This window comes from Pseudomonas arabinosi, from assembly GCF_047758675.1.
GTDB classification, from domain to species: domain Bacteria; phylum Pseudomonadota; class Gammaproteobacteria; order Pseudomonadales; family Pseudomonadaceae; genus Aquipseudomonas; species Aquipseudomonas arabinosi.
In genome coordinates, this window is the sequence record NZ_CP180480.1 from 1,958,080 (window position 1) to 1,985,064 (window position 26,985).

Below are 26,985 nucleotides of genomic sequence, written 5' to 3' on the forward strand. Positions count from 1 at the left end.
GGGCCCGGTGTTCGGTGTTAAGACCGACACGCCGGGCCAAGTTCCTCAGGCGATGCCCAAAACCTTGAAAACAAATGCGTATTCGAGTGCTACGTCACGTAATCCCTGATAACGACCGCTCATCCCGCCATGCCCGGCACCCAATTCGGTCTTGAGCAGCAGGGGATTTGCGTCGGTTTTGGTCGCGCGTAATTTCGCCACCCACTTCGCCGCTTCCCAGTACTGCACGCGGCTGTCGTTGTAGCCGGCGATCACCAGGGTCGCCGGGTAAGCTTGTGCGGTGACGTTTTCGTACGGGGCGTAGGCCTTGATCCGATCATAGACGTCCGGTTCTTCAGGATTGCCCCACTCGTCGTATTCGGTGACGGTCAACGGCAGATCCGGGTCGAGCATGGTGTTCAGCACGTCGACGAACGGCACTTCGGCAATCGCCGCGCCGAACAGCTCCGGCCGCTGATTGAGCACCGCGCCGATCAGCAGACCACCGGCACTGCCGCCGCTGATCGCCAGTTGCTGTGAAGTAGTGAAGCCATTGGCGATCAGGTGTTCGGCGCAGGCGATGAAGTCGCTGAAGGTGTTGTGTTTGTGTTCCTGCTTGCCAGCGCGATACCAGGCTTCGCCCAGTTCACCGCCGCCACGCACGTGAGCGATGGCGAACGCCACGCCACGATCCAGCAGACTCAAACGAGCGTGGGAGAACCACGGGTCGAGGCTTTCGCCGTAAGCACCGTAGCCGTACAGATAAAGTGGCGTCGGTTTACCGAGGGCTTCGCGTTTGACGACGAGGCTGATCGGCACTTTCGTACCGTCCGGTGCGGTCGCCCATAGGCGCTGACTGACGTAGGCATCGGCGTCGAACGGGCCGAGCACCGGTGTTTCCTTGAGGACTTTCTGCTCGCCGCTGCCCAATACCAGTTGGCGGATTTGCGCCGGACGGTTCAACGCTTCGTAGCGCAGGCGGATCCTGTCGCTGACGAATTCCAGACTGTTCTGCACGTGGAGGCTGTAGGCCGCATCCGGCAATTGCACACGGTAGCTCGGCAGGTCTTGCGGATGAACTTCGATGATCGGCAAGCCACCTTCACGCAGGCTCAGGGTCATGGCCCCGGTATTCAGGCTCATGCCTTCGATCATTACCGTGTCGCTGTGCGGGATCAGGTTCTGCCAATCGGCCTCGGTCGGCGCCACGCCGGTGTCTACGGCGTGGTACAGGGCAAAGTTGATGCCGTCGCGGTTGGTGCGAATGAACCAGGTCCATTGACCGTCGAGCGCGCCGTGGTCGACGTCGTACTCATGGTCTTCAACCCTCGGTGCGATGCAGGTAAACGCCTGCTGCGGCTGGAACGCGTCGAGTACCCAGACTTCGCTGGTGGTTTTGCTGCCCAGGGACAGCAGCAATTGCTGCTCGGAACTGGAGCGGTAGCAATGCATGAAGAATCGACCGTCCGGCTCATGGAACACTTCTTCGGCCGCCGTACCGTCCAGCCGATAGCGGAACAGTTTGTGCGGGCGATGGGTGTCGTCCAGTTCACCGAAGAACAGCGTCAGGCTGTCATTGGCCCAGGTCATGCTGCCGTCGCAATCCTGGAATTCCAGTTCACTGACACGGCCGTTGGACAATTCCTTCACGAACAACGTGAAAATCTCATCGCCCGTGGCGTCGATGCTATAGGCCAGACGCTGGTGGTCAGGGCTGATACTGAAGGCGCCCAGGGAAAAGAAGCCGCCGTTGGCCAGTTCGTTCGGGTCCAGCAGCAGTTGTTCCTGGCTTTCGTCGAGCTGCAGGCTGTCATCGGCCGGGCGCGGGCAGCGGTAGTGACGGGCATATTCATCACCGGCCGTGGTCCGCGTGTAATACAGGTAAGGGCCCCAAGGGGAGGGGAGGGACAGGTCGGTTTCGAGAATCCGGCCCTTGATCTCTTCGAACAGGGTTTCACGCAACCCGGCCTGATCGGCGGTTTGCGCCTCCTGGTAGCGGTTTTCCGCTTTCAGGTAGTCGAGCACCGCGTCGGTGTCGCGCTCCTGCAGCCAGGCATACGGGTCGTCGCCTTCGGCCTTGCGGGCAATGGGAGCGTCGGAAACGTTGACGGATAGGGGCATGAAGGACTCTCGAGCAATGTACAGAATAAGGGCTTCGCAACTTGTGGGAGCGGGCTTGCTCGCGAAGAGGCCAGCACGTTCAACATCTCGGTTGACTGACCCACCGCTTTCGCGAGCAAGCCCGCTCCCACAGGGGTTGCGCTTTACAGACTGGTATTGGGGCAGCCTGACGTGCGAAAAGTCGTTACTATAAGCGCCTCTTTGCCTGCCTTGCCATGGACACCATGACCGAGAACGACTATCTGATCGCTTGGGGCCTCTACGCCTTTGCCGCTTTGGGCTGCCTGTTGGTGTGGATGCGTATCACCCGCTGGATGTGGCGCTGGCTGCGTGAGCCGCTGCGGCTATTGGTTGCTGTGTTGCTGTTCAGCCCGACCATCATTGATCCGGTGAAGGAAAAGGTCGCTCCGGCCATTGCCATCACGGCCCTCGATCTGATGTTCAAGGTCGGTAACAACGCCTGGCGCGCAGTTTCCGACCTGTTCATGTACGGCATGATCGCCTTCGGCATTTACCTTGTATTCGTGGCGATCCGTTTCCCTATCGAACGTGCGTCCAACGCTCGCAAGGAACAGGCTGCCGCTGCCAAGGCTGCTGCCCGGGCCGATGACCCTGAAGAGGATCATCCTTTCGGCGGTGCGGGCGATGATCGTTACGGTCGTCCACCGGTGCCGAGCAACCCTCAGCGTTTGCGGGTTGAGCCGCGTCTGTAACCTTGCCCCTGCCTTTCAGCGAGAATCCGAGCATGTGTGAGTTATTGGGCATGAGCGCCAATGTCCCGACCGATATCGTGTTCAGCTTCACCGGGCTGATGCAGCGCGGCGGCCGCACCGGTCCGCACCGTGACGGTTGGGGCATCGCCTTTTACGAGGGCCGTGGCCTGCGCCTGTTTCAGGACCCGGCGGCGAGTTGTGAGTCCGAAGTCGCGAACCTGGTGCAACGCTATCCGATCAAGAGCGAAGTGGTGATCGGGCACATCCGCCAGGCCAATGTCGGCAAAGTCTGCCTGTCCAATACCCATCCATTCGTGCGTGAGCTGTGGGGCCGTAACTGGTGTTTTGCCCACAACGGCCAGCTCGCGGAGTTTCAACCGATCAAGAGTTTTTACCGCCCCGTTGGCGATACCGACAGCGAAGCGGCGTTCTGCGATTTGCTCAACCGCGTGCGCGCCGCGTTCCCGGAGCCGGTAGAGGTCGAAGAATTGCTGCCAGACCTGGTGGCCGCCTGCGCCGAATACCGCAGCAAAGGCGTGTTCAACTGCCTGCTCAGCGATGGCGATTGGTTGTTCTGCTACTGCTCGACCAAACTGGCGCAAATCACTCGTCGTGCACCCTTTGGCCCGGCGCGCTTGAAGGACGTCGATGTAATCGTCGATTTCCAGGCCGAAACCACGCCCAACGACGTGGTCACGGTGATCGCCACCGAACCCTTGACCGAAAACGAAACCTGGACCCGCTACGAACCGGGCCAATGGAGCCTCTGGCGACGCGGTGAATGCGTCAGCCAGGGCAAGACCGAATAAGGATTTCCCCTCATGTTGCTCAGTTATCTACGGCTGGTGTTGTTTGCGGCGGGCCTGTTGATCGGTGTCCAGGTGCCAGGGTTCATCAGCGATTATGCCAAACGGGTCGAAGCGCATCTGATTGAGGCGCAGACCAGTCTGAGCGGTTTTCAGGGCACGGCGAATCAGTTCTTCAAGGGTGACATGCAGGCGTTGGTGGCCCATTACCGCGCCAGCGAAGACCCGATCTTTCGCAGCGATGCCGACAGCCTGAGCACCTTGTTGACCCGTCAACTGGCTCTCGATAAACAGTTCCAGGCCATGCAGGGCCCGTGGTACATCCGCTTCCTGCAGGTTGCACTGGCGGCTGATGCGGATATTCGCAAGGAAACCTGGAATGGCTACAGCTACCAGATCCTGCTGACGCCGGAAGCGATGATCTGGGGCATGAGCGGGGCGTTGCTGTTGTCGTTCGGCATTGAATGCCTGTTCCGTCTGATCGACTGGGTGGTGCTGGGTGGCAAACGCCTGCGCCAGAGCCGGCCGATCGAAGATCGGGATGTGCGCGGGCTGTAAGATTGATCGTTCCCACGCTCTGCGTGGGAATGCAGCCGGGACGCTCCGCGTCCCTTCCGAAGCCGAACGCGGAGCGTCCGTTGAGGCATTCCCACGCAGAGCGTGGGAACGATCAGGATCACGATCAGCGTGCGAGGAGGATGTAGTTCTCACCCACCTTCTTCGCATACCCGTCCAGCACCTGCTGACACAACGAAACAATCTCCTCGACCCACTCCACGCCAACCCGCCACGACACCACCACCTGCAAATTCGGTGGCCGTTGATCGATGGCCAGCAAGGTCAATTCCCCCCGCGCCAGTTCCTCGGCTACCAGCACCGGCGGCAGCGCGCCAATACCGAAACCGTCCCGCAACAACCGGGTGATCGCCGATACCGAGTTCACGCAGTTCAACCGTGGCGTCATGATGCCGTTGGCCTGCATCAGGGCGAGAATCTCCTGATGCGGATGGGAGTTTTTCGAATAGGTAATGATCCGTTCCCGCGCTAGGTCGGCAATCCCTGAATACTCGCGGTTGTAAATCGAATTCGTCGCCACAATCCAGCCCATCGGGTGACTGGCCAGCTCCAGGCTGCGCACACTTTCCTGACGCAACAGGTCGGTTTGCAGGATCAGATCAAGAAAGCCTTTTTGCAGCTGATCGCAGAGGTTGAGCGCGGTATCGGCCACTAACTCGATTTCCACCAGCGGATAGTGATCCATCATTTGCGCCACCAACGGGCTCAGCCAGGTATGGATGACCGTGTCCATCACGCCGATGCGAACCCGCCCGACCTTGCTCGAACGGGTTTCGATCGACTGCTTGAGCGCTTGCATGGTGTCCATCATTTGCTCGGCGTACTCGAGCACTTTCAAGCCTTCGGGCGTCAGGCTCACGCCACGTGAATCGCGCAGGAACAGCTTCACCCCGAGCTCGCCTTCGAGCACGGCAATGCGGCTGGAAATCGACGCCTGGGTGGTGAAGAGCTTGTCTGCCGTCAGGCGAAAACTCTTGAGTCGGGCGACCCAGACAAAGGTCTCAAGAAACTTCAGGTTCATGGGGACAAGTTTTTCTTATGTCTAAAGCGGGTTTTTATTAGTTGGACGCAGCAGTGCAAAGCGCCCAAAAATCAGGCCATCCGGTTCCCACGATAGGCGTCGTCGGGGCTCAGAACAATACCAATAAAAATTAGCGCGGAGATTTGCCATGAGTGCGCCCGACACGCTCGACATCCCCAAAGCCACGGTTCGTCCAGGACCTTTCGACTGGTACCGCAACATCAACAAGCAGGAACGCCGCACGTTCTGGAGCTGCAAGATCGGCTATGGCCTGGACGGCATGGACACGCAGATGCTCAGCTTCGTGGTGCCGACCCTGATTGCGATGTGGGGTATCACCACCGGCGAGGCCGGGTTGATTCACACCAGCACCCTGATCGCCTCGGCCATCGGCGGTTGGGTGGCAGGGATTCTCTCCGACCGCATCGGTCGCGTACGCACTTTGCAACTGACCGTTCTGTGGTTCGCTTTCTTCACCTTCCTCTGCGGTTTCGCCCAAAACTATGAACAACTGCTGATCAGCCGCACGCTGATGGGCTTCGGTTTCGGCGGCGAATGGACCGCCGGCGCGGTGCTGATGGGTGAAGTGATTCGCGCCAAAGACCGCGGCAAGGCTGTCGGCATGGTGCAATCCGGCTGGGCATTGGGTTGGGGGCTGACGGCGATTTTGTATGCGCTGCTGTTCTCGGTACTGCCGCCGGAAGATGCCTGGCGCGCGCTGTTCATCCTTGGCATCGTGCCGGCGATCTTTGTGATCTTCGTCCGCCGACTGGTCAAGGACCCGGAAATCTATCGCGAAGCCAAGGCCAAGGAAGAACCCAGCAATCCGGCAAAGTTTTACGAGATATTCGCTCCCGGCATCCTGTTCACCACGATTCGCGCGTCGGTGCTGACCACCGGTGCTCTGGGCGGTTACTACGCGATCACCTCCTGGTTGCCGACCTTTCTGAAGAACGAACGCGGTTTGAGCGTACTCGGTACGGGCGGTTATCTGGCGATGGTGATCGTCGGTTCCTACGTCGGTTACGTCATCAGCGCGTATTTGACTGACATCCTCGGGCGTAAAAAGAACTTCATTCTGTTCGCGGTCGGCTCGTTCACCATTGTTCTGCTCTACACCCAATTGCCGGTCAGCAATGGCGTGATGCTCTGGCTGGGCTTTCCTCTTGGCTTCTTCGCTTCGGGGATTTTCAGTGGCATGGGCGCGTTTTTGACCGAGCTGTTTCCAACGCGGATTCGCGGTTCGGGTCAGGGCTTTTGCTACAACATCGGCCGGGCGCTGGCGGCGTTGTTCCCGCTGTTGATCGGTGTGATGAGCCAGAAGGTGCCATTGAGCGTGGGAATCGGTGCTTTTGCGGCGGTGTCCTACGGGGTGGTGATCCTTGCGGCCCTGAGCTTGCCGGAAACCCGTGGCAAGCAACTCGAAGCCCAATAACTTAATGCCCAGCAACTGATAATCTGCGGGCCTGCCGTTACAAAAACTGTCCCGCAGCTAAAAAGAATAAAACTTACAGGAGTGTTCACCGTGAGCCGCCTGCTATTGAACTGCGACATCGGCGAGAGTTTCGGCAACTGGACCATGGGTCTGGACGCCGAGGTCATGCCCTTCATCGATTGCGCCAACATCGCCTGCGGCTTCCATGCAGGCGACCCGAGCATCATGCGCAAGACTGTCAGCCTGGCCTTGAGCAACGGGGTTCAGATCGGTGCTCATCCGGCGTATCAGGATCTGGTCGGCTTCGGCCGCCGTTCCATGGCCTACACCGCCCAGGAACTTCAGGACATTGTGCATTACCAGATCGGCGCTCTCGACGGCATATGCCGGGCTCAGGGCGGGCGGGTGAGTTACGTCAAGCCGCACGGCGCGATGTACAACGACATGATGGCCAACCCGGCGCAATTGCGCGCGGTGCTTCAGGCTGTGGCGTCCTATGATCGTGAGTTACCGCTGATGTTGATGGCCACTCGCGACAACAGCGCCGCCCAGCAGTTGGGCGATGAATACGGTGTGACCCTGTGGTTCGAAGCCTTCGCCGATCGTGCTTACGACAGCGCGGGAATGCTGGTCTCACGGCAACTGCCAGGCGCGGTGCATCACGATCCCGAAACGATCATCGAACAGGCGCTGACCATTGCCCGCGGCGGCAACCTCACGGCCAGCGATGGCAGTGCCTTGCACTTGCAAGCCAACACCCTTTGCGTACACGGCGACAATGCAAGTTCGGTAGCCGCCGTGCGGCGTATCCGCGAAGCACTTGATCAGCAGAGCGCGTCATGAAACTGCGGGTAGAAGTGGTGGCGCTGGATTGCCTGATGGTGCGCCTGTTCGATGAGATTGCCGAAGCGAACATGCCGTGGATGCTCGCCGCCAGTGAAAGTCTGCGTGCTGCATTCGCCGGGCATCTGATCGATCTGGTGCCGTCCTATACGACGGTGATGGTGCATTACGATCTGACCGCGTTGAGTCCGGCCCAGGCTCGGGAGCTGATCGCCGAGGCCTTGATCGATCTGTCGCCCAACGCCTGCACCCGTGGCAAATGTCATGTGCTGCCGGTCTGGTATGACTTGAGCGTTGGCCCGGAGTTGAGCCTGTTGTCCCAGCTCAGCGGATTGGCCGTCGATGAAGTGATCCGCCGCCACAGCGAGCGCGAATATCAGGTGTTCGCCTTGGGTTTCGCGCCGGGTTTCGCCTTCATGGGGTTGGTGGAAGAAGCACTGGCCGCGCCGCGTCTGAACACTCCGCGTAAAAAAGTGGCGGCGGGCAGCGTCGGCATCGCCGAACGCCAAACCGCCGCTTATCCGGTGGTGTCCCCCGGTGGCTGGAATCTGATCGGCCGCACCCCGGCCAAATTGTTCGACCGTGAACGCGACGGCTACAGCCTGATGCAACCAGGCGACACGGTGCGCTTCGAAGCCGTCAGCCATGCCGAATTCATCAATCTGGGCGGTGATGACACACCGTTGGAGGCGCAGGTATGAGCCGTCTATCAATAGAAGCGAGTACACCGCTGTGCCTGTTGCAGGACGCTGGCCGTTTCGGCGTGCGGCATCTGGGCGTGACCCAGGGCGGGGCGGCGGATTGGCGATCGATGTCGTGGGCCAATTGGTTGCTGGGCAATGGCCTGGATGCACCGGTGATTGAAATCACCCTCGGCGGGTTTACTGTCGTTGCCGAAGAGGATTGCGTGCTGGCGATGGCCGGCGCGGATCTGGGGGCGCAGGTGGATGGCGAGGCGTTGGCGCCGTGGCGCAGTTTCAGGCTGAACAAAGGTCAGCAATTGCAATTCACTCAGCCGCTGCTTGGGGCTCGGGCTTATTTGGCAGCCCCGGGCGGATTTGATGCGCCAAAGGTGTTGGGCAGTAGCGCAACCGTGGTCCGTGAGGAACTCGGCGGGCTGGATGGCATGGGCCGGGCGTTGGCCAAAGATGCGCAGTTGAGCTACTCGGGCAGCTCGCTGCTCTTGCTGCGGGAATTGGCGAGCGAACAGGTGCCGGATTTCAAACGCAACGCGCCGCTGGACCTGGTGCTCGGTGCCCAGATCGGCGAGTTCAGTGGGCAGAGTTTGTTCGACGCGTTCAACAGCGTCTGGACCCTCGACAGCCGTGCCGACCGGATGGGCATCCGCTTGCTGGGAACGGCGTTGCAGTATCAGGGGAAGCCGATGATTTCCGAAGGCATCCCGCTGGGTGCGGTTCAGGTGCCGCCGGACGGGCAGCCGATTGTGTTGCTCAATGATCGGCAGACCATTGGTGGTTATCCGCGATTGGGTGCGTTGACGCCGTTGGCATTGGCGCGATTGGCGCAGTGTCTGCCGGGGACAAAGGTACGGTTGAAACCGGTGGTGCAGGATGTCGCGCATCGGGAGCAGGTCGAATATCTACGCCGGTTTTTAGAACGCTAAAAGCTTCGCGAGCAGGCTCGCTCCTACAGGGAAACTCGGTCAACTGTGGGAGCGAGCCTGCTCGCGATAGCGGTCGAACAGACGACGAAGATTACTTGGAAAGAAACCGCATCCCTTCTTCCAACCCCCGCAACGTCAGCGGGTACATCTGATCGTTAATCAAGTCCCGCACAATGTTGGTCGAAGACGTATAGCCCCACGTATCTTTCGGATACGGGTTGATCCAGATGACCTTCTTGTACTTCTCCATGAACCGCTGCATCCACACATAACCCGCTTCTTCGTTCCAGTGCTCGACGCTGCCGCCGGCCTGGGTGATTTCGTACGGCGCCATGGCGGCGTCACCAATGAAGATCACTTTGTAGTCGGCGCCGTATTTGTGCAGCAGATCCTGGGTCGACGTGCGCTCGGAACTGCGGCGCATGTTGTTCTTCCACACCGATTCATAAATGAAGTTGTGGAAGTAGAAATACTCCAAGTGTTTGAACTCGGTCTTGCAGGCCGAGAACAGCTCTTCGCAGATCTTTACGTGGGCGTCCATCGAGCCGCCGATGTCGAACAGCAGCAACAACTTGACGGTGTTGCGCCGCTCCGGACGCATCTGGATGTTCAGCAATCCGGCATCGCGCGCGGTGTGGTCGATGGTGCCATCGATGTCCAGTTCTTCTGCCGCACCCTGGCGCGCGAATTTGCGCAGCCGCCGCAGGGCGACCTTGATGTTGCGCGTGCCCAGTTCCACTGAATCGTCGAGGTTCTTGTACTCGCGCTGATCCCAGACCTTGACCGCTTTGCCCTGGCGCTTGCCTGCATCGCCGACGCGGATACCTTCCGGGTTGAAGCCGCCGGAGCCGAACGGGCTGGTGCCGCCGGTGCCGATCCACTTGTTACCGCCGGCATGACGTTCTTTCTGTTCTTCGAGGCGTTTCTTGAACTCTTCGATCAGCTTGTCCAGGCCGCCGAGGGACTGGATCGCCGCCCGCTCTTCTTCGGTCAGCGAACGCTCGAATTCCTTGCGCAACCAGTCTTCCGGGATCAATGCCTGAAGATGATCATCGAGTTTTTCCAGGCCGTTGAAATAGGCACCGAACGCCCGGTCGAACTTGTCGAAATGCTTTTCGTCTTTCACCAGAATCGCCCGGGACAGGTAATAAAACTCGTCCATGTCGGCGAAGGTCACGCGCTGCTTCAACGCGTTGATCAGGTCCAGCAGCTCCCGTACCGAGACCGGCACTTTGGCTGCGCGCATTTCATTGAACAGGTTAAGCAGCATGGCTATCGCCCTCTATCTTGTTAAACAGAGGGATCAGCGAGTGCCGCGACGGCTCATGAACGCCAGACGTTCAAGCAACTGCACGTCCTGTTCGTTCTTCACCAAAGCGCCGGCCAGCGGTGGAATGGCCTTGGTAGGATCGCGCTCGCGCAGCACCGCTTCGCCGATGTTGTCGGCCATCAGCAGCTTCAGCCAGTCCACCAGTTCGGAGGTCGATGGTTTCTTCTTCAGGCCCGGCACCTTGCGCACGTCGAAGAACACGTCCAGCGCTTCGCTGACCAGGTCTTTCTTGATGTTCGGGTAGTGCACATCGACGATCCTCTGCATCGTGGTGCGATCCGGGAAGGCGATGTAGTGGAAGAAGCAGCGGCGCAGGAAGGCGTCCGGGAGTTCTTTCTCGTTGTTGGAGGTAATGATGATGATCGGACGCTTCTTGGCCTTGATGGTCTCGTCGATCTCGTAAACGTAGAACTCCATCTTGTCGAGTTCTTGCAGCAAGTCGTTCGGGAACTCGATGTCGGCCTTGTCGATTTCGTCGATCAGCAGGATCACCCGCTCTTCGGATTCGAAGGCTTCCCAGAGCTTGCCCTTTTTCAGGTAATTGCGAACGTCGTGAACCTTTTCGGTGCCCAGCTGCGAGTCGCGCAGACGGCTGACCGCGTCGTACTCGTACAGGCCCTGATGCGCCTTGGTGGTGGATTTGATGTGCCAGGTGATCAATTTGGCGCCAAAGGACTCGGCCAGTTGCTCGGCGAGCATGGTTTTACCAGTGCCCGGCTCGCCCTTGACCAGCAGCGGACGCTCCAGAGTGATGGCGGCGTTGACCGCCAGCTTCAGGTCATCGGTGGCGACGTAAGCCTGGGTGCCTTCGAACTTCATCTGCTAATCCTCGAACGGTAACGCCGACCTGAACGAAGCAGGGCGGGGCGCAATAATTGTAGTACCCGACTATAACGCGGTGCCCGGTCGACTGTGAACGCAGACGGCTTATTCAGTCTCTGAATGGGGCGTCACATCTTGACTCAGTCTCGGCCGCTAGCCAGTATTGAGCTATCGCCATTTTGGCGATAGCTTGCGAGGCATGTCTACTAAATACCGGTTTCGCGATACGTACCGCATTCAGTTGCGCGAGAAGGATCATCCGCCGCCCCATGTCCACCTGACCGGTGGCGGGCTGGACGTCATGCTCAGCCTGGAAACCGTCGAAGTGATGGTGGGCAAGGCGCCGCCGCTGATTATCAAGGAAGCGCTGGCGTGGGTCAGGGCCCATCAGGTGCAATTGCTGGAGGATTGGAAACGATGTTACCCATGAAACGACCACGGCTGTCGTCCGTGCAGGCGTTGCCGGATCACCGCTTGGCGCTGACCTTTATCGACGGTCAGCAACTGAACCTGGATTTGAGTCGGGACCTGCGCGCCTATCCAGGGTTGCAGCCGTTGTTGGAGGCTGGCGCTTTCGAAGGGGCAGCCCTTGGCGACGATGGCTGGAGTGTCGAGTGGCCTGACCTGGACATCCAGATCGGCGCTGACACCCTTTATCTGGATGCTCTCGCACAAAATGCAGTGGACGAAAATACCCGGATCTTCATCGACTGGCGCGCTCGTACCGGGCTGCCGCTCAATCAGGCGGCCGAAGCGTTAGGGGTCAGTGCCCGCAGCATTACGCGTTACAGCAGTGGTCGTGAAGCCGTACCGCGATCGCTGGCACTGGCCTGCCTGGGCTGGGACTTCTTGCAGCAGCAATCGAACCCGGCGCGAGCGGCGGAAGAAACCGGTCGCTATACCGTCACACGCAAGCCTTAACCGGCGTCCGGCTTGGGCCGTTCGTATTGGGCATTGAACGCCTGGATGAAGCCGTTGCGTAAAATCTGCAAAAAAGCCTCGAATGCGCTGATATCTCGGCGATGCACATTGCCGCTCAGTTCCACGCGAGTCGCAAACTGGTTCTTTCCCTGGTTTTTCAGCACCGTTTCGGAGCCGCCGACGATGGCCTCCCAAATGGAGCGGAAAATCCCTTTGTCCTTGTTCTCGACGTCCTGCTGCCAATTGAACACGTCGACGTCTTTTAGCAGCGGTTTGATGTAACCCGTTAATTGAGCTTTTTTAGCCTGCGCTTCAATGACCACATCACCGTGACCTGCATTGAAGTCGAACTTGCCATAGGCTGAGGCAAAGTCGTTCATGCGTTTGAGCTCGATGTCTTTGGCCCGCAGGCGGAACTCGAAATCTTCGAAGTTGCTTAAAGGGTCGAAGGTGGCGGTGGTTTCCAGTGGCGCGTGCCCGAGCAGCAGCGCTTTTCCTTCGAAGCGAGCGTCGCGTTTGCCCTTGGTGTCGACCACGTTGGTCAGGTTGTAAATGCTGGCGTTGACCTGAGTGGCGTTCATGTTCACGGGGGGCTTGGAATTGAAGTTGCGGAAACTGATCTTGCCATCGTTGATCCGCACTTCGTTCAAGGTGATGGGTGCCAGTTTGCTCAACTGCGCACGCCAGTCGGTGCCCTGACCGGTCTGGGAGTTTTGCTTGTTGGCGCCGCCGTCGACGAAGTTCACCTCGGGTTTGAAGAACTGCACCTCGGCCACGACGGCGTGGTCGTACCAGAGCGAATGCCAGCTGACGGAAAGATCGATCAGCGGCGCGTTGACGAAAGGTACGGGGACCTTGCCCTCGACCTTGACGATTTTCAGCCCGTTGATTTTGTACGCACCGCGCCACAGGGCCAGGTCCACATCAGTGATCTGGCCACGGTAGTCGCCCATGTTCGCCAGTTTGTCATTCAGGTAGTCGCGCACCATGTAGGGCAGGGCGATGTGCAGGGCAATCAGCAGCACAACAAGGCCGGCGAGGGTCCACAGGGGCCAACTGTATCTGCGTTTCATGATGGCAAATCTCTGGCGTTGTAAAACCATTGACTGCTGCGGTTGCGGGACGTTCGACTGACTGGACGACCAAGGGCAACAGGCATACCTTGGAGAGCTTATTTAACGCTGTATAAGGACCCAGCCATGAGCCGTATTTACGCTGACAACGCCCATTCCATCGGCAATACACCGCTGGTGCAGATCAACCGTATCGCCCCGCGCGGCGTGACCATCCTGGCCAAGATCGAAGGGCGTAACCCCGGTTACTCGGTCAAGTGCCGGATCGGGGCAAGCATGATCTGGGACGCCGAAAGCACCGGCAAACTCAAGCCTGGCATGACCATCGTCGAACCGACCTCAGGCAATACCGGTATCGGCCTGGCGTTCGTCGCTGCGGCTCGCGGCTACAAGCTGATGCTGACCATGCCGGCGTCCATGAGTATCGAACGCCGCAAAGTGCTCAAGGCACTGGGGGCCGAACTGGTACTGACCGAACCGGCCAAGGGCATGAAAGGAGCCATCGAGAAGGCTGCTGAAATTGTCGCCGGCGACCCGACTGCCTACTTCATGCCGTCACAGTTTGAAAACCCGGCCAACCCGGCCATCCACGAAAAAACGACCGGTCCGGAAATCTGGAACGACACCGACGGTGCAGTCGACGTACTGGTGGCAGGCGTCGGAACGGGTGGAACCATTACCGGGGTTTCGCGGTATATCAAGAATACCCAGGGCAAGCCGATTATTTCGGTGGCGGTGGAGCCAGTGGTGTCGCCGGTCATCACGCAGGCAATGGCCGGTGAAGAGATCAAGCCGAGCCCTCACAAGATCCAGGGTATTGGTGCCGGTTTTGTGCCGAAGAATCTTGATCTGTCGATGGTCGATCGGGTTGAGTTGGTCAGCGATGAAGAGTCCAAGGCCATGGCCCTGCGCCTGATGCAGGAAGAAGGGATTTTGAGCGGTATTTCCTGTGGTGCCGCCATGGCGGTGGCCGTCCGCCTGGCGGAAACCCCGGAAATGCAGGGCAAGACCATCGTGGTGATCCTGCCGGACTCCGGTGAACGCTACCTGTCGAGCATGCTGTTCAGTGATCTGTTTACCGAGCAGGAGAATCAGCAATAGGCGTTGCGATTTTTGATCCAGTGGGAGGGGTTGATTCAGGTCAGCCCCCGTTCAGGAACCTTATGTTAAGAAGTGCTTTATTGCGTAATCCTCAACACTGAATGTTGGGATACACGGGTGTTTCCCGAGGCCGGTAATGTTTATCATGGCCGGCTGCCACGTCGGGTAAATGGCGTTGTGCAAAGTTGTCTACTATCAAGGAGTTGTTGATGACCGTTTCCCTTGCCGCAAAGGCGTCGCTTTTGTTGCTGTTCTTCGGCAGCACTCTCTATGTGCATTTGCGCGGCAAGGCGCGTTTGCCGGTCTTGCGTCAGTTCGTCAACCACTCGGCTTTGTTCGCGCCCTATAACGCCTTGATGTACCTGTTCTCCAGCGTGCCATCCAAACCCTATCTTGACCGCAGCAAGTTCCCGGAACTGGATGTGCTCAAGGACAACTGGGAAGTCATCCGCGACGAAGCGATGCATTTGTTCGACGAGGGTTACATCCGCGCCGCCGAAAGGAACAACGACGCCGGCTTCGGTTCGTTCTTCAAGAAAGGCTGGAAGCGCTTTTACCTCAAGTGGTACGACAAACCACTGCCATCGGCCGAAGCCCTGTGCCCGAAAACCGTGGCACTGCTCAGCAGCATTCCCAACATCAAAGGCGCCATGTTCGCGTTGCTGCCAGGCGGCAGCCACCTCAACCCGCACCGTGATCCGTTCGGCGGTTCCCTGCGTTATCACTTGGGGCTGTCGACGCCCAACTCCGACGATTGCCGGATCTTCGTCGACGGTCAGGTCTACGCCTGGCGTGATGGCGAAGACGTGATGTTCGACGAAACCTTCGTGCATTGGGTCAAGAACGAAACGGACAAGACTCGGGTCATCCTGTTCTGCGACATCGAACGACCGCTGAGTAACCGCCTCATGACCCGCATCAACCGCTGGGTCAGTGGCTTTTTGGGTCGCGCCACTGCACCGCAGAATCTTGATGATGAACGTGTTGGCGGGATTAACCAGGTTTATGCCTGGAGCAAGAACTCCAGCGACAAGTTCAGCGGTGTGGTCAAGCGGTGGAAGCGTCGTAATCCCAAGGCCTACCGCGTGCTGCGGCCGGTGTTGGCGGTGGTGGTGCTGACGATGTTGGGGTATTGGTTGTTTGGTTGAGGCCGGCATCTGAACAAAAAACCGCTCGATGTGAGCGGTTTTTTTATGCGGGTCATATTGGCGGAAAACCCAGCGAGCCCCGGTCGGTTCTGTGCGCGCGCGCGCTCCCGACGTGGTCGACTCGCACAAAGCGCCATAGAGGGACGCAAGCCGTTAAACTCCCTCCTGCGGTACGGCTCTGAAGGACAGGTTTTTCCTTTAGCTGGCTCGCGCAATCCCTCAATGAAGGCGCAGTACACAAGCAGTGTGCTGCCATACATCCCATGGAATAGGCGACTCCCATTGAATCAATCCCTCAAACCCGGCGAGAACACCAGCCTCAGCATGCCCAAAGGGCAGGTAGTGGTCACCCATGCTGCTGGCGACAACCTGGACGTTAACCTCACGGCCTTCCTCGTCACCGAAACCGGCAAGGTGATGGATGACAGCGGCATGGTTTTCTTCAACGCGCCGGAACACGCTTCAGGTGCCGCCACCTTCATCGCGCCGCTCACGCAAAGTGGCGCCGTCAGTCACCGAATCGGCTTTGATTTGTCTCGCCTCCCGGCCAGTATCACGAAGATCGCGATTACCCTGACGCAAGATGGCAGCGCCGGCGGTTTTGCCGCGGTCAAGGACCTGCGCGCCCAAGTCATAGTCGGCGACCAAGTGCTGGAACTCGCGCCTGGGTCGTTCTCTCAGGAGACTGGCATTATCGTGCTCGAGTTGTACGTTCGAAACGACCAGCTCAAAGCGCGCTCGGTATGGCAGGGGTTCGCTTCGGGACTTGCCGGGCTCTGCGGTCTCTATGGGATTGAAGTTGACGACGAAGCGCCATCTGCCCCGGCGGTCGCACCGACCCTGCAACCGGTCAATATCACCAAGTCCGTCATCACCCTGGACAAGCCAGGCACCAGCCACAAGGTGTCACTGGAAAAAGGCCCGTCCGCACCGAAGGTCATCCGGGTCAGCGCGACCTGGATTGATAACGGCGATGATGAGGACAATGACGATCTCGACCTCAGGATCGGCATCCTTCGGCCTGATGGCCGAATGTCCATCATCCAGGCCCCCGACAAAAGCGGTGCCTTTGACATCGATCCCTTCGTTTTCCACACCGGAGACGTGGTCAGCGCCAGCGCTTCTGCGCCGGCTATAGAAACGGTCGACATCAACCCTGCGATCTCGCAGCGTATGGGCGGTAAAGTCGCGCTGGTCTGCAGCGTTTACTCCGCCGTCGGCAATGGTGCCGTCTCCGTGGCTTCGCTGAAACCGAAGATGCGTATGGAATACGGCGACCAGGTCGTTGAGTGCGCTTTTGAGTTCAAGGGCGGTTCTTTCAGCGATGCGGTCTACACCTATGTAATCGGCTTGATCGAGATAGATCTGGATCACATTGAGCTGAGTCCTTCCGGTGTGACCTCCAAGACAGGCAGCGAAGCGACACCCTGGCTGTCGCGCAAGGGTGACACGCTAGTGATCACCATGGATGGACCCCCCGTGTTTAAAGGGTGTCCTGCGGAAAAAAGCGGTAAGAAACAATACGTCTGAGTCCGTACTGGCGTGTGGCACTCCTCGAGTCGCTACACGCCAGAGTGACGCGTTGCTGGCTTGCAGGTCATTTCGGCAAGTCATTGCAATCCATCTCACACGCTGGTTATAGTCGGCGCTCGGTGTTTTCCAACCCACCTTTCTACCCTTCAAAAAGATCAGCCCATGCCAGCTTCCCTCATCAACGCGGTAGTCGATTCAGCGGTCAACGCTGGCGTCGTGCCGTGCGGGAATCAGCAGCCTGCGCAGATCAGTCATTACCCTCCACCTGTCAGTAGCACGCCGGTGTGCGCAGTCGTATCACCGCCAGGCGTTGGCTTCTCGGGCTGATCAGCTTCTTTTTGCTGTTTCCTCCCTCCGCCTGAAAAAACTACTGAATTTCAGCTTCGGCTGAGTTGGCTTTTTGCCTGACTACAGGTGGTATACATGTTTGTCCTTTCGAAACAATCCGCGCTCGCGGCGGCGTCCACGAGCCTGTTCGTTCTGCTGTGGAGCAGCGGGGCGATCTTCTCCAAATGGGGCCTGGCCCACGCGTCACCCTTTGCTTTTCTGTTGATTCGCTTCGCTTCGCTATCGCAATCTGCGGATTGGTGCTGCTGGTGCCGTTGCTCAAATTGAAGCTGCCCAAGGGCGGCAAGCCGATGGTGTATGCGATGGCCACGGGTGTGGTTTTGCTGGGGGCTTATCAGATTTTCTATCTGCTGGCCCTGGACCTGAAAGTCACACCGGGCGTCATGGCAACGATCATGGGCGTGCAACCGATTCTCACCGTGGTGATCATGGAGCGTCAGCGATCAGCCAGCAGAGTGTTCGGTCTGGCACTGGGTTTGGCCGGGTTGATCATGGTGGTTTACCAAGGCATCGGTCTGGCCGGTATGTCATTGGCCGGCATGCTCTTCGGTTTGCTGGCGCTGGCGAGCATGACGTTCGGTTCTGAAGTCAATGTAGTTTGTGCCAGTGCAGTACCTGGCAGGGCTGTTGCTCTGCGGGATCTTCGTACCTTTCCAACCCTTTCATTTCGAACACAGCACCGGTTTTATCGTGCCGGTGCTATGGATGGGATTGGTGGTGTCGGTGCTTGCGACCTTGTTGCTGTATCGGCTGATTGCACGGGGCAATCTGGTGAATGTCACCAGTCTGTTTTACCTGGTGCCGGCGGTAACGGCGGTGATGGACTACCTGATTTTCGGCAACCGGCTGGCGGCGTTGAGCATGCTTGGCATGTTGCTGATCATCATCGGTCTGGTGTTCGTATTCCGTAAAAACGCCTGAAACAAAACAAGGCCTGGGGCATGAGCTCCAGGCCTTTTTTATCTGGCCAGCGCATGCTCGGCTCGCACCGAATTCACATCGGCCGCATCACAAAACTACTTGGCAACCACCTCTTTCGACTTCACCACCGCCGACTTCAACACCAGCCACAACGCTGCCGCAATCAACACCCCGCCATAGATGTGCGCCATCGACAACGGCTCATCCAGCAACAACGCCCCCCACAACACCCCGAACGGCGGGATCAGGAAGGTCGTGGTCATCGACTTCACCGGCCCGACCGAGCTGAGCAACCGGAAGTAAATAATGTACGCAAGCGCCGTGCACACCAGCCCCAAACCCAGCAACGACAACCAGACACTCCAGCCGCCCCAGCTCTCCGGTGGCTGGCTGATCACGCTGTAGCCAAACAGCGGCAGCAAAAACAACGTCGCGCCGAGCATGCTGCCCACCGCCGACAGACGACTGTCGAGACCACCGGCCTGATCAAGCCAGCGGCGCGCGAGGAACCCGGCGAAACCGTAGCAGGTCGTGGCGAGCAGGCAGGCGAGGGCGCCCATCAGCAGTTCCATGTCGAACGCCACCGGACCGGCTCGGGTCAGGATGCCCACACCAAGCAGCCCGAGGAACACACCGCCAAGTTTGGCGGCGGTGAGTTTTTCATGGAAGAACAGACCGCCGATCAGCACGCCCATCAGTGGCGTGGTGGCGTTGAAAATCGCCGAATAACCGGCCGGCAGCACTTGCGCAGCCACCGAATAGAGGGTCGCCGGAATCCCGGAGTTGATCACGCCGAGCAGCATCACGGTTTTGAGTTTGCCTTTGAAATCCCAGCTGATGCGCATCAGCCCGAGAATCACCAACAGGCCGGCCGCGGCAATCGACACGCGGAAAAAAGCAGTGGGGATTGTGCCAATCACCGGGGCGATGATGCGCATGAACAGAAAACTCGCGCCCCAAATGGCGGCAAGCGACAACAAACGCAGAGTATCGACGGGGTTCACAGCGCTTTCCTTCCTTGATTGGCGCGCAAGTGTCGCGCCAGTCAGGATGCAAGGCAATGGTTGCGTTGCGTAACAAAGGGCCACTAAGCTCAGGCCCCACGATAAGCATCAGCCGCCGAGGTTTTACCTATGCCGCAGCAATGGCCAGCCGCCGACATCGCCCGAATGATCCTCGATGGCTTTGACGATTACCGCGAGCATTTCCGCCAGATCACCGACGGCGCCCGGGCTCGCTTCGAGCAGGCCAAGTGGCAAGAGACGCAATCGGCGTCGGCCGCGCGGATCAATCTCTACGAAGAAAAAGTCGGCGAAACGGTGGGGCGGCTGCACATCGCTTTCGACGCCGACACGCTGGATGTCAGCTGCTGGCCGCTGGTCAAAAGCGCTTACATCGCGCTGATCGACCTGCGCTTCGACGATGAACTGTCCGAAACCTGGTACAACTCGATTTTCTGCGGGCTGTTCAGCCACGACCTGATCAGCGACGGCTGCATGTTCATCCACACCACCCGACCAAGCCTGCGCCGGGCCCGTGCGGCACAAACCCGCACGTACAAGCCCCAGGGACAGTTGTCCGGGATGCTGGCGAGCATTTTTGCCGACTACCGCTTCAGCGAGGATTACGCCAACCTGGCGGGCGACCTGTCCCGACTCGAAGGGCAATTGCGCGAGAACCTGCCGGACTGGGTCTGCAAGGACCCGGAACTGAGCGTCGAACTGTTTTCCTCGGTGCTTTACCGCAACAAAGGCGCGTATCTGGTCGGGCGCATCTACACCCAGGACGAACAATGGCCGCTGGTGATTCCGCTGCTGCACCGCGAAGGTCGCGGGATTCAGATCGATGCGCTGATCACCGATGAAGCGGACGTGTCGATCATCTTCTCGTTCACCCGTTCGTATTTCATGGTCGACGTGCCGGTGCCGGCGGAGTTCATCGGTTTCCTCAAACGCATCCTGCCGGGCAAGCACATCGCCGAGCTGTACACCTCGATCGGCTTCTACAAACACGGTAAATCCGAGTTCTACCGGGCGCTGATCAACCACCTGGCCAACACCGACGACCAGTTCATCATGGCCCCGGGCGTGCGTGGCATGGTGATGAGCGTGTTTACCCTGCCGGGCTTCAACACCGTATTCAAAATCATCAAGGACCGCTTCTCGCCGTCAAAGAACGTCGACCGCGCCACGGTGATCGAGAAGTACCGTCTGGTGAAAAGCGTCGACCGGGTCGGGCGCCTGGCCGACACCCAGGAATTTGCCGACTTCCGTTTCCCGTTGAGCAAGTTCGACCCGGCCTGTCTGGAAGAATTGCTCGAAGTGGCAGCGTCCACCGTGTCGGTAGAGGGTGACACCGTCCTGATCCGCCACTGCTGGACCGAACGGCGGATGACGCCGTTGAACCTGTATCTGGAGAACGCCAACGATGCTCAGGTCCGTGAGGCGCTGGAAGATTACGGCCTGGCGATCAAGCAACTGGCGGCGGCGAACATCTTTCCCGGCGACATGTTGCTGAAGAACTTCGGCGTTACCCGTCATGGGCGGGTGGTGTTTTATGACTATGACGAGATCTGCTTCCTGACCGAGGCCAACTTCCGGCATATCCCGCAACCGCGCACGCCGGAAGATGAGATGGCGTCGGAGCCTTGGTATTCCATCGGACCGCTGGATGTGTTTCCTGAAGAGTTTCCGCCGTTTTTGTTTGCTGATTCGGGGCAAAGGAAGTTGTTTGATCAGTTGCATGGTGAGCTTTACAACGCCGATTACTGGAAAAGCCTTCAGGAAGCCATTCGGGCCGGGAAGGTGATTGATGTGTTCCCGTATCGGCGTAAGGGCTTGGACAACGAATAGGGCCGGAAAATCACCCCTCACCCCAGCCCTCTCCCCACGGGGGAGAGGGGGGAAGGGAGCCGATCTGTGGTGGTTTCAGAGCGTGTATTCCCCTCGATATCTCAGGTCGCAAATTTTCGAAAGTCACATAGGTCAGTCCCCTCGCCCTCCGGGAGAGGGCTAGGGTGAGGGGATTGGGGCCCCAACTGACACGCCAAACACCCCGCAAATCTGCGACAATCCGCCCCCTGCGCCACTAGACGACTTATTGCGTACCTGATGACTGACGAATCGCCTTCCATCGACAAACTGCTGAAAAACCTCGATCACGCCATGCTCGCCGACCGCCACCGGCTGCGGCGGCAGTTGCTTGAGCTGCGCAAAAAACCTGACGAGGCCAAACTGGCCCAGTGGGTGACGCGCACGCAGGCGTCCTGTGATCAGGTGTTGGCGCGGCGGGCCAGCCTGCCGGTGATTCGTTACGACGACAGCCTGCCGATCGCCGCCAAGCGCGACGAAATCAAAGTAGCGCTGCTCAAGCATCAGGTGCTGATCATTGCCGGTGAAACCGGCTCGGGTAAAACCACCCAGTTGCCGAAGATCTGCCTGGAAATCGGCCGCGGTCAGCATGGCCTGATCGGCCACACCCAGCCCCGTCGAATCGCCGCTCGCAGCGTGGCGAGCCGGGTCGCCGAAGAACTGGCGACGCCGTTGGGTGCGCTGGTTGGCTATCAGGTGCGGTTCGAGGACCAGAGCGATTCCAACACCCTGATCAAATTGATGACCGACGGCATCCTGCTGGCGGAAACCCAGAACGATCGCTACCTCGAACGCTACGACACGATCATCGTCGACGAAGCCCACGAACGCAGCCTCAACATCGACTTCCTGCTCGGTTACCTGAAAACCCTGCTGCCGCGTCGTCCGGACCTGAAAGTCATCATCACTTCGGCGACCATCGACCTGGAGCGTTTCTCCAAGCATTTCGATGATGCGCCAATTGTTGAAGTCTCGGGCCGCACCTTCCCCGTGGAAACCTGGTACCGCCCGCTGACCCTGGAGCAGGACGAAGAGGGCAACCGCGTCGAGGATGACTTGACGGTGGATCAGGCGATCCTCGCCACCCTCGACGAAATCGCCGCGTTCGAACGCAGCGAGCGCAAGAGCCCCGGCGATGTGCTGGTGTTCCTGCCCGGCGAGCGCGAGATTCGCGACGCGGCGGACATGCTGCGCAAGGCCCAGCTCAAGCACACCGAAATTCTGCCGCTCTACGCACGACTGTCGCCAGCCGAACAGCAGCGGATTTTCCAGTCGCACCCAGGCCGGCGCGTGGTCCTGGCGACCAACGTCGCGGAAACCTCGCTGACCGTGCCGGGCATTCGTTACGTGATCGACAGCGGCACCGCGCGCATCAGCCGTTACAGCTACCGCGCCAAAGTCCAGCGCCTGCCCATCGAAGCCATTTCCCAGGCCAGCGCCAACCAGCGTAAAGGTCGTTGCGGACGGGTCGAGCCGGGTATTTGTATTCGTCTATACGGCGAAGAAGATTTCATTGGTCGCCCGGAATTTACTGACCCGGAAATCCTGCGCACCAACCTCGCAGCGGTGATTTTGCAGATGCTGCATCTGCGCCTTGGCGAGATCACCGATTTCCCGTTTATCGAGCCGCCGGATGGCAAAGCCATCAGCGACGGTTTCAACCTGCTGCAAGAACTCTCGGCAGTCGATCGCAACAGCCAGCTGACCCCGCTCGGTCGCCAGTTGGCGCGGCTACCGGTGGACCCGCGCATGGGCCGCATGTTGCTGGAAGCGGCGAAACTCGGCAGCTTGCAGGAAGTGCTGATCGTCGCCAGCGCCATGTCGATTCAAGACCCGCGCGAGCGTCCGCCGGAGCGTCAGCAAGCGGCGGATCAGGCGCATGCGCAGTGGAAAGACGTGGACTCGGACTTCGCCGGGCTGGTCAATCTGTGGCGTGGTTTCGAAGAACAGCGTCAGGCGTTGACCGCCAGCCCGCTGCGCAATTGGTGCCGCAAGAACTTCCTGAATTACCTGCGTCTGCGCGAATGGCGCGACTCTCACCGTCAACTGAGCCTGATCTGCCGCGACATGCAGTTGAGCCTCAATAAAGAGCCGGCGGATTACCCGAAACTGCACAAAGCCGTGCTCTCGGGGCTGCTCAGCCAGATCGGTCAGAAAACCGATGAAGGCGATTACCTCGGTGCGCGTCAGCGGCGTTTCTGGATTCACCCGTCATCGGGCCTCGGTAAAAAGCGTCCGCAATGGCTGATGGCCGCCGAACTGGTGGAAACCACCAAGCTTTACGCGCGCATGGTCGCCAAGATCGACGCCGACTGGATCGAACCACTGGCCGGGCACCTGATCAAGAAGAACCACTTCGAACCCCACTGGGAGAAGAAGCGCGGTCAAGTCGTAGCTTTCGAGCAAATCACCTTGTTCGGGTTGATCGTGGTCGGTCGCCGACCGGTGCATTACGGGCCGATTGATCCAGTCGTTTCTCGTGAGTTTTTCATTCGTGAAGGTCTGGTGCGCGGCGAGATTCAGTCCAAAGCCAAGTGCCTGACGGCCAATGCGCAATTGCTGGAACAGCTCGACGAACTGGAAGCCAAGGCTCGCCGTCGCGACATTCTGGCGGACGAAGAAACCCTGTTCGCTTTCTACGATGCGCGACTGCCGGCGGAGATCCACCAGACCGCGACCTTCGACAGCTGGTACCGGGTCAACAGCCAGAAAGACCCGCAACTGCTGATCATGCGCGAAGAAGACGTGCTGGCCCGCGAGGCCAGCGAAGTCACCGCTTTGCATTACCCGGACACCTTGCACATCGGTGATCTGGAGTTGGCGCTCAGTTACCACTTCGAACCTAACCATCCGCGTGACGGCGTGACCCTGCGTGTGCCGGCGCCGTTGTTGCCGATGCTGCCGCCAGAACGCCTGGAGTGGCTGGTGCCGGGCGTGAACGAGGCCAAGTGCATCGCGCTGGTGCGCAACCTGCCCAAAGCCCTGCGCAAGAATTTCGTACCGGTGCCGGACTTCGTCAAAGCCGCATTGCAACGCATGACTTTCGCTGAGGGCTCGTTGCCTCAAGCGTTGGGCCGTGAACTGTTGCGCATGACCGGTGCGCGGGTCAGCGATGAAGCCTGGGCCGAAGCGTCGCAGCAGGTCGACAGTCATTTGCGGATGAACCTGGAAATCGTCGACGGCCAGGGCAAGTTCCTGGGCGAAGGGCGTGATCTGGCGGAACTGACCGCACGCTTTGCTGAAGCCAGTCAGGCCGCGTTGGCTGTACCGCAAACTGCGAAAAATCAGCAACCGGTGGAGCCGAAAGTGTTTGCCGCCGTTGCCGAAAAAACCCAGCAGAAGATCGCCGGGCTATCGATGACGGTGTATCCGGCGCTGGTGGAAGAGAGCGGCACGGTCAAGGAAGGACGTTTCTCGACGCCGGCCGAAGCCGAGTTCCAGCATCGTCGGGCCTTGCAGCGTTTGCTGATGCAGCAACTGGCCGAACCGGCGAAGTTCCTGCGCAGCAAGTTGCCGGGGCTGACCGAACTGGGCCTGATGTACCGCGACATGGGGCGCATCGACAGTCTGGTCGAAGACATCCTGCTGGCCAGCCTCGACAGCTGCATTCTCGACGGCGAAGACCCGTTGCCTCGCGATGGCGCCGGGTTGGCATCGCTGGCCGAACGCAAGCGCGGTGGCTGGACCGAGCACGCCGAGCGCCTGGCCAAACTGACGCTGGAAATCCTCAAGCTCTGGCACGGCCTGCAAAAACGCTTCAAGGGCAAGATTGATCTGGCGCAAGCCGTGGCCCTGAACGACATCAAGCAGCAGCTCAGTCATCTGGTGTATCCGGGGTTTGTCCGTGAAACCCCGATGCAGTGGCTCAAGGAATTGCCGCGTTATCTGAAAGCGGTCGAGCAGCGCTTCGAGAAAATCGGCGCTCAGGTGCAGAGGGATCGGGTCTGGAGTGGCGAGTTGTCTGGCCTGTGGACGCAATATCAAACCCGCGCCAACAAACATGCCCAGGAAGGCAAACGCGATCCGCAGCTGGAACTCTATCGCTGGTGGCTGGAGGAATACCGGGTTTCCCTGTTCGCCCAACAATTGGGGACGAAGGTGCCGATCTCCGACAAGCGCCTGAACAAGCAATGGACCCAGGTCGAACCCTAGAGTCGAGGTTTGCACAATCCACTGTGGGAGCGAGCTTGCTCGCGATGAGGCCATCACATTCAACATCTATGTTGCCTGTCAGGCCGCCATCGCGAGCAAGCTCGCTCCCACAGGTTTTTGTATTGCCTGTAGGTGGAAGTCATTCAGCAAAATGGCGCCAAAACCCAATGTTTATGGCAAACTTCGCGCCTATAAACGCCGGCCCCGCGGTTTTGAGCCTTCACAGGTCTGGGCGGATCGGAATAAAGCGATGCCAGGTTTGCTCCCCCTGAAGGGAGCAGATCCTTTGTGTGTTGGTACGTCGGTGCCAACACTTTCTGCCTGAACAGATTAGAGAAACGACCATGCATAACGTCGTCATCAGCGGCACCGGCCTGTACACCCCGGCCAACAGCATCTCCAACGAAGAGCTGGTGCAGTCTTTCAACGCTTACGTCGCGCTATTCAACGCCGACAATGCCGACGCCATCGCGCGCGGCGAAATCGAAGCGTTGACCGAGTCCAGCGCGGCGTTTATCGAAAAGGCGTCTGGCATCAAAAGCCGCTTTGTCATGGACAAGGAAGGCATCCTCGACCCGCAACGCATGGCGCCACGCCTGCCGGAACGCTCGAATGACGAGTGGTCGGTGCTTTGCCAAATGGCCATCGGTGCCGCTGAGCAAGCCTTGCAGCGTGCCGGCAAGACCGCCGCGGACATCGACGGCGTGATCGTCGCCTGCTCCAACCTGCAACGGGCCTATCCGGCCATCGCCATCGAAGTCCAGGAAGCCTTGGGCATCCAGGGTTTCGGTTTCGACATGAACGTCGCCTGCTCCTCGGCGACCTTCGGCATTCAGGCGGCGACCAACAGCGTGCAACTGGGCCAGGCCCGGGCGATCCTGATGGTCAACCCGGAAGTCTGCACCGGGCACTTGAACTTCCGCGACCGTGACAGCCACTTCATCTTCGGCGACGCCGCGACTGCGGTGATCATCGAACGTGCTGACCTGGCGACGTCCAAGTATCAGTTCGACATCGTCAGCACCAAGCTGCTGACCAAGTTCTCCAACAACATTCGCAACAACTTCGGCTTCCTCAACCGCGCGGCGGAAGAGGGCATCGGCGCCAAGGACAAACTGTTCGTGCAGGAGGGCCGCAAGGTGTTCCGCGATGTCTGCCCGATGGTCGCCGAGCTGATCGCTACGCACCTGGAAGAGAACACGCTCAACATCAGCGACGTGAAACGTTTCTGGCTGCACCAGGCCAACCTCAGCATGAACCACCTGATCGTCAAGAAACTGCTGGGCCGCGAAGCCACCGAAGTAGAAGCCCCGGTGATTCTCGACACCTACGCCAACACCAGCTCCGCCGGTTCCGTGATTGCGTTTCACAAGAACCAGGACGATCTGGCCGCCGGTTCGCTGGCAGTGCTCAGCTCGTTCGGCGCCGGTTACTCGATTGGTAGCGTGATTCTGCGCAAGCGCTGAGTTTGCATTAAAAGATCGCAGCCTGCGGCAGCTCCTACACGGGATTGGATTTCAACGCGATATCGCGGTTGGAATACGGTCGGTGTAGGAGCTGCCGCAGGCTGCGATCTTTTTTTGCGCCAAAAAAAACTCGCGCTGCAATATCGGACGGATGATGGGGACCGATACCACAACGCGAGTTT

The 26,985-nt window shown here is 59.2% G+C and carries 22 protein-coding genes and 1 pseudogene; 17 read left to right on the forward strand and 6 right to left on the reverse strand.

The genetic code is table 11. From position 1 onward, the window contains the following. Positions 1-45 precede the first annotated feature (45 nt). Positions 46-2,100 (reverse strand): S9 family peptidase, encoded by a 2,055-nt coding sequence (locus ACMXYJ_RS09155; protein ID WP_415759549.1) that lies wholly within the window; start codon positions 2,098-2,100, stop codon positions 46-48. 215 nt (positions 2,101-2,315) lie between these two features. Here ACMXYJ_RS09155 and ACMXYJ_RS09160 point away from each other — a divergent pair, with 215 nt between their 5' ends. Genes ACMXYJ_RS09160 through ACMXYJ_RS09170 form a run of 3 tightly spaced genes read left to right on the forward strand, consistent with a single transcriptional unit; the run spans position 2,316 to position 4,177 of the window. After that, complete coding sequence (locus tag ACMXYJ_RS09160) at positions 2,316-2,813, forward strand: MFS transporter (RefSeq protein ID WP_415759550.1); 498 nt, start codon at positions 2,316-2,318, stop codon at positions 2,811-2,813. A 32-nt stretch (positions 2,814-2,845) separates the two neighbouring features. Then, complete coding sequence (locus ACMXYJ_RS09165; RefSeq protein WP_046046095.1) at positions 2,846-3,622, forward strand: class II glutamine amidotransferase; 777 nt, start codon at positions 2,846-2,848, stop codon at positions 3,620-3,622. A 12-nt stretch (positions 3,623-3,634) separates the two neighbouring features. After that, positions 3,635-4,177, forward strand: a complete 543-nt coding sequence (locus tag ACMXYJ_RS09170) for a DUF2937 family protein (RefSeq protein WP_415759551.1) — start codon at positions 3,635-3,637, stop codon at positions 4,175-4,177. Positions 4,178-4,301: 124 nt separating this feature from the next. Here ACMXYJ_RS09170 and ACMXYJ_RS09175 read toward each other — a convergent pair whose 3' ends face one another. Next, positions 4,302-5,216: a LysR family transcriptional regulator gene (locus tag ACMXYJ_RS09175; RefSeq protein ID WP_415759552.1), complete on the reverse strand. Its 915-nt coding sequence runs from the start codon at positions 5,214-5,216 to the stop codon at positions 4,302-4,304. Between the two features lie 148 nt (positions 5,217-5,364). On the opposite strand from ACMXYJ_RS09175, the gene ACMXYJ_RS09180 reads away from it, so the two are divergent. The 4 genes from ACMXYJ_RS09180 (at position 5,365) to ACMXYJ_RS09195 (ending at position 9,118) form a co-directional block, all read left to right on the forward strand. After that, the gene (locus ACMXYJ_RS09180; RefSeq protein WP_415759553.1) at positions 5,365-6,651 is read left to right on the forward strand and encodes an MFS transporter; all 1,287 of its coding nucleotides are present in this window, start codon (positions 5,365-5,367) and stop codon (positions 6,649-6,651) included. Between the two features lie 90 nt (positions 6,652-6,741). Further along, positions 6,742-7,494, forward strand: coding sequence for a 5-oxoprolinase subunit PxpA (locus ACMXYJ_RS09185; protein WP_033056161.1), 753 nt, complete (start codon positions 6,742-6,744; stop codon positions 7,492-7,494). Further along, entirely contained in the window at positions 7,491-8,195 is a 705-nt protein-coding gene (locus ACMXYJ_RS09190; RefSeq protein ID WP_415759554.1) for a 5-oxoprolinase subunit B family protein, read from the forward strand. Before ACMXYJ_RS09185 ends, ACMXYJ_RS09190 begins: the two co-directional genes overlap by 4 nt. Next, positions 8,192-9,118, forward strand: coding sequence for a biotin-dependent carboxyltransferase family protein (locus ACMXYJ_RS09195; protein ID WP_415759555.1), 927 nt, complete (start codon positions 8,192-8,194; stop codon positions 9,116-9,118). The genes ACMXYJ_RS09190 and ACMXYJ_RS09195 overlap by 4 nt, the downstream gene beginning before the upstream one ends. Before the next feature lie 91 nt (positions 9,119-9,209). Here the strand turns inward: ACMXYJ_RS09195 and ACMXYJ_RS09200 are convergent, their stop codons facing one another. Continuing rightward, positions 9,210-10,388, reverse strand: a complete 1,179-nt coding sequence (locus tag ACMXYJ_RS09200) for a vWA domain-containing protein (RefSeq protein ID WP_415759556.1) — start codon at positions 10,386-10,388, stop codon at positions 9,210-9,212. 33 nt (positions 10,389-10,421) lie between these two features. Next, positions 10,422-11,267, reverse strand: coding sequence for an AAA family ATPase (locus ACMXYJ_RS09205; RefSeq protein ID WP_008153159.1), 846 nt, complete (start codon positions 11,265-11,267; stop codon positions 10,422-10,424). Positions 11,268-11,469: 202 nt separating this feature from the next. On the opposite strand from ACMXYJ_RS09205, the gene ACMXYJ_RS09210 reads away from it, so the two are divergent. After that, positions 11,470-11,700: a DUF4160 domain-containing protein gene (locus ACMXYJ_RS09210; RefSeq protein WP_076030093.1), complete on the forward strand. Its 231-nt coding sequence runs from the start codon at positions 11,470-11,472 to the stop codon at positions 11,698-11,700. Beyond that, the gene (locus ACMXYJ_RS09215; RefSeq protein ID WP_415759557.1) at positions 11,688-12,191 is read left to right on the forward strand and encodes a DUF2442 domain-containing protein; all 504 of its coding nucleotides are present in this window, start codon (positions 11,688-11,690) and stop codon (positions 12,189-12,191) included. The genes ACMXYJ_RS09210 and ACMXYJ_RS09215 overlap by 13 nt, the downstream gene beginning before the upstream one ends. Here ACMXYJ_RS09215 and ACMXYJ_RS09220 read toward each other — a convergent pair. Continuing rightward, entirely contained in the window at positions 12,188-13,264 is a 1,077-nt protein-coding gene (locus ACMXYJ_RS09220; RefSeq protein WP_415759558.1) for a DUF748 domain-containing protein, read from the reverse strand. The two genes, ACMXYJ_RS09215 and ACMXYJ_RS09220, sit on opposite strands and share 4 nt — an antisense overlap. Positions 13,265-13,390: 126 nt before the next feature. On the opposite strand from ACMXYJ_RS09220, the gene cysK reads away from it, so the two are divergent. The 5 genes and pseudogenes from cysK (at position 13,391) to ACMXYJ_RS09245 (ending at position 18,315) form a co-directional block, all read left to right on the forward strand. Further along, positions 13,391-14,365 carry a cysteine synthase A gene (gene cysK / locus ACMXYJ_RS09225; protein ID WP_415759560.1) on the forward strand — a complete coding sequence of 325 codons (975 nt, stop codon included), beginning with the start codon at positions 13,391-13,393 and terminating at the stop codon, positions 14,363-14,365. Positions 14,366-14,574: 209 nt separating this feature from the next. Beyond that, the gene (locus ACMXYJ_RS09230; RefSeq protein ID WP_415759561.1) at positions 14,575-15,513 is read left to right on the forward strand and encodes an aspartyl/asparaginyl beta-hydroxylase domain-containing protein; all 939 of its coding nucleotides are present in this window, start codon (positions 14,575-14,577) and stop codon (positions 15,511-15,513) included. A 282-nt stretch (positions 15,514-15,795) separates the two neighbouring features. Beyond that, positions 15,796-17,043: a TerD family protein gene (locus tag ACMXYJ_RS09235; RefSeq protein ID WP_415759562.1), complete on the forward strand. Its 1,248-nt coding sequence runs from the start codon at positions 15,796-15,798 to the stop codon at positions 17,041-17,043. A gap of 165 nt (positions 17,044-17,208) precedes the next feature. Continuing rightward, on the forward strand, positions 17,209-17,373 hold the full coding sequence (locus tag ACMXYJ_RS09240; RefSeq protein WP_165353262.1) for a hypothetical protein: 165 nt from the start codon (positions 17,209-17,211) through the stop codon (positions 17,371-17,373). Positions 17,374-17,469: 96 nt separating this feature from the next. Continuing rightward, a pseudogene (locus ACMXYJ_RS09245) lies at positions 17,470-18,315 on the forward strand (DMT family transporter). Between the two features lie 95 nt (positions 18,316-18,410). On the opposite strand, the gene ACMXYJ_RS09250 reads toward ACMXYJ_RS09245, so the two are convergent. Beyond that, positions 18,411-19,319 (reverse strand): DMT family transporter, encoded by a 909-nt coding sequence (locus ACMXYJ_RS09250; RefSeq protein ID WP_415759563.1) that lies wholly within the window; start codon positions 19,317-19,319, stop codon positions 18,411-18,413. Between the two features lie 129 nt (positions 19,320-19,448). Here ACMXYJ_RS09250 and aceK point away from each other — a divergent pair, with 129 nt between their 5' ends. From aceK to ACMXYJ_RS09265, 3 genes are all read left to right on the forward strand, one after another. Next, the gene (gene aceK, locus ACMXYJ_RS09255) at positions 19,449-21,167 is read left to right on the forward strand and encodes a bifunctional isocitrate dehydrogenase kinase/phosphatase (protein WP_415759564.1); all 1,719 of its coding nucleotides are present in this window, start codon (positions 19,449-19,451) and stop codon (positions 21,165-21,167) included. A gap of 258 nt (positions 21,168-21,425) precedes the next feature. After that, positions 21,426-25,337 (forward strand): ATP-dependent RNA helicase HrpA, encoded by a 3,912-nt coding sequence (gene hrpA / locus ACMXYJ_RS09260; RefSeq protein WP_415759565.1) that lies wholly within the window; start codon positions 21,426-21,428, stop codon positions 25,335-25,337. Positions 25,338-25,681: 344 nt separating this feature from the next. Further along, complete coding sequence (locus tag ACMXYJ_RS09265; protein ID WP_415759566.1) at positions 25,682-26,803, forward strand: beta-ketoacyl-ACP synthase III; 1,122 nt, start codon at positions 25,682-25,684, stop codon at positions 26,801-26,803. Positions 26,804-26,985: the final 182 nt, after the last annotated feature.

Coding starts and splice junctions, on each gene's coding strand:
- ACMXYJ_RS09215 (WP_415759557.1), top strand. CDS start 11,688: ATGTTACCCATGAAACGACCACGGCTGTCGTCCGTGCAGGCGTTGCCG.
- ACMXYJ_RS09180 (WP_415759553.1), top strand. CDS start 5,365: ATGAGTGCGCCCGACACGCTCGACATCCCCAAAGCCACGGTTCGTCCA.
- ACMXYJ_RS09175 (WP_415759552.1), bottom strand. CDS start 5,216: ATGAACCTGAAGTTTCTTGAGACCTTTGTCTGGGTCGCCCGACTCAAG.
- ACMXYJ_RS09160 (WP_415759550.1), top strand. CDS start 2,316: ATGGACACCATGACCGAGAACGACTATCTGATCGCTTGGGGCCTCTAC.
- ACMXYJ_RS09265 (WP_415759566.1), top strand. CDS start 25,682: ATGCATAACGTCGTCATCAGCGGCACCGGCCTGTACACCCCGGCCAAC.
- ACMXYJ_RS09200 (WP_415759556.1), bottom strand. CDS start 10,388: ATGCTGCTTAACCTGTTCAATGAAATGCGCGCAGCCAAAGTGCCGGTC.
- ACMXYJ_RS09230 (WP_415759561.1), top strand. CDS start 14,575: ATGACCGTTTCCCTTGCCGCAAAGGCGTCGCTTTTGTTGCTGTTCTTC.
- ACMXYJ_RS09205 (WP_008153159.1), bottom strand. CDS start 11,267: ATGAAGTTCGAAGGCACCCAGGCTTACGTCGCCACCGATGACCTGAAG.
- ACMXYJ_RS09170 (WP_415759551.1), top strand. CDS start 3,635: ATGTTGCTCAGTTATCTACGGCTGGTGTTGTTTGCGGCGGGCCTGTTG.
- hrpA (WP_415759565.1), top strand. CDS start 21,426: ATGACTGACGAATCGCCTTCCATCGACAAACTGCTGAAAAACCTCGAT.
- ACMXYJ_RS09195 (WP_415759555.1), top strand. CDS start 8,192: ATGAGCCGTCTATCAATAGAAGCGAGTACACCGCTGTGCCTGTTGCAG.
- ACMXYJ_RS09240 (WP_165353262.1), top strand. CDS start 17,209: ATGCCAGCTTCCCTCATCAACGCGGTAGTCGATTCAGCGGTCAACGCT.
- ACMXYJ_RS09220 (WP_415759558.1), bottom strand. CDS start 13,264: ATGAAACGCAGATACAGTTGGCCCCTGTGGACCCTCGCCGGCCTTGTT.
- ACMXYJ_RS09190 (WP_415759554.1), top strand. CDS start 7,491: ATGAAACTGCGGGTAGAAGTGGTGGCGCTGGATTGCCTGATGGTGCGC.
- ACMXYJ_RS09165 (WP_046046095.1), top strand. CDS start 2,846: ATGTGTGAGTTATTGGGCATGAGCGCCAATGTCCCGACCGATATCGTG.
- cysK (WP_415759560.1), top strand. CDS start 13,391: ATGAGCCGTATTTACGCTGACAACGCCCATTCCATCGGCAATACACCG.
- ACMXYJ_RS09210 (WP_076030093.1), top strand. CDS start 11,470: ATGTCTACTAAATACCGGTTTCGCGATACGTACCGCATTCAGTTGCGC.
- aceK (WP_415759564.1), top strand. CDS start 19,449: ATGCCGCAGCAATGGCCAGCCGCCGACATCGCCCGAATGATCCTCGAT.
- ACMXYJ_RS09155 (WP_415759549.1), bottom strand. CDS start 2,100: ATGCCCCTATCCGTCAACGTTTCCGACGCTCCCATTGCCCGCAAGGCC.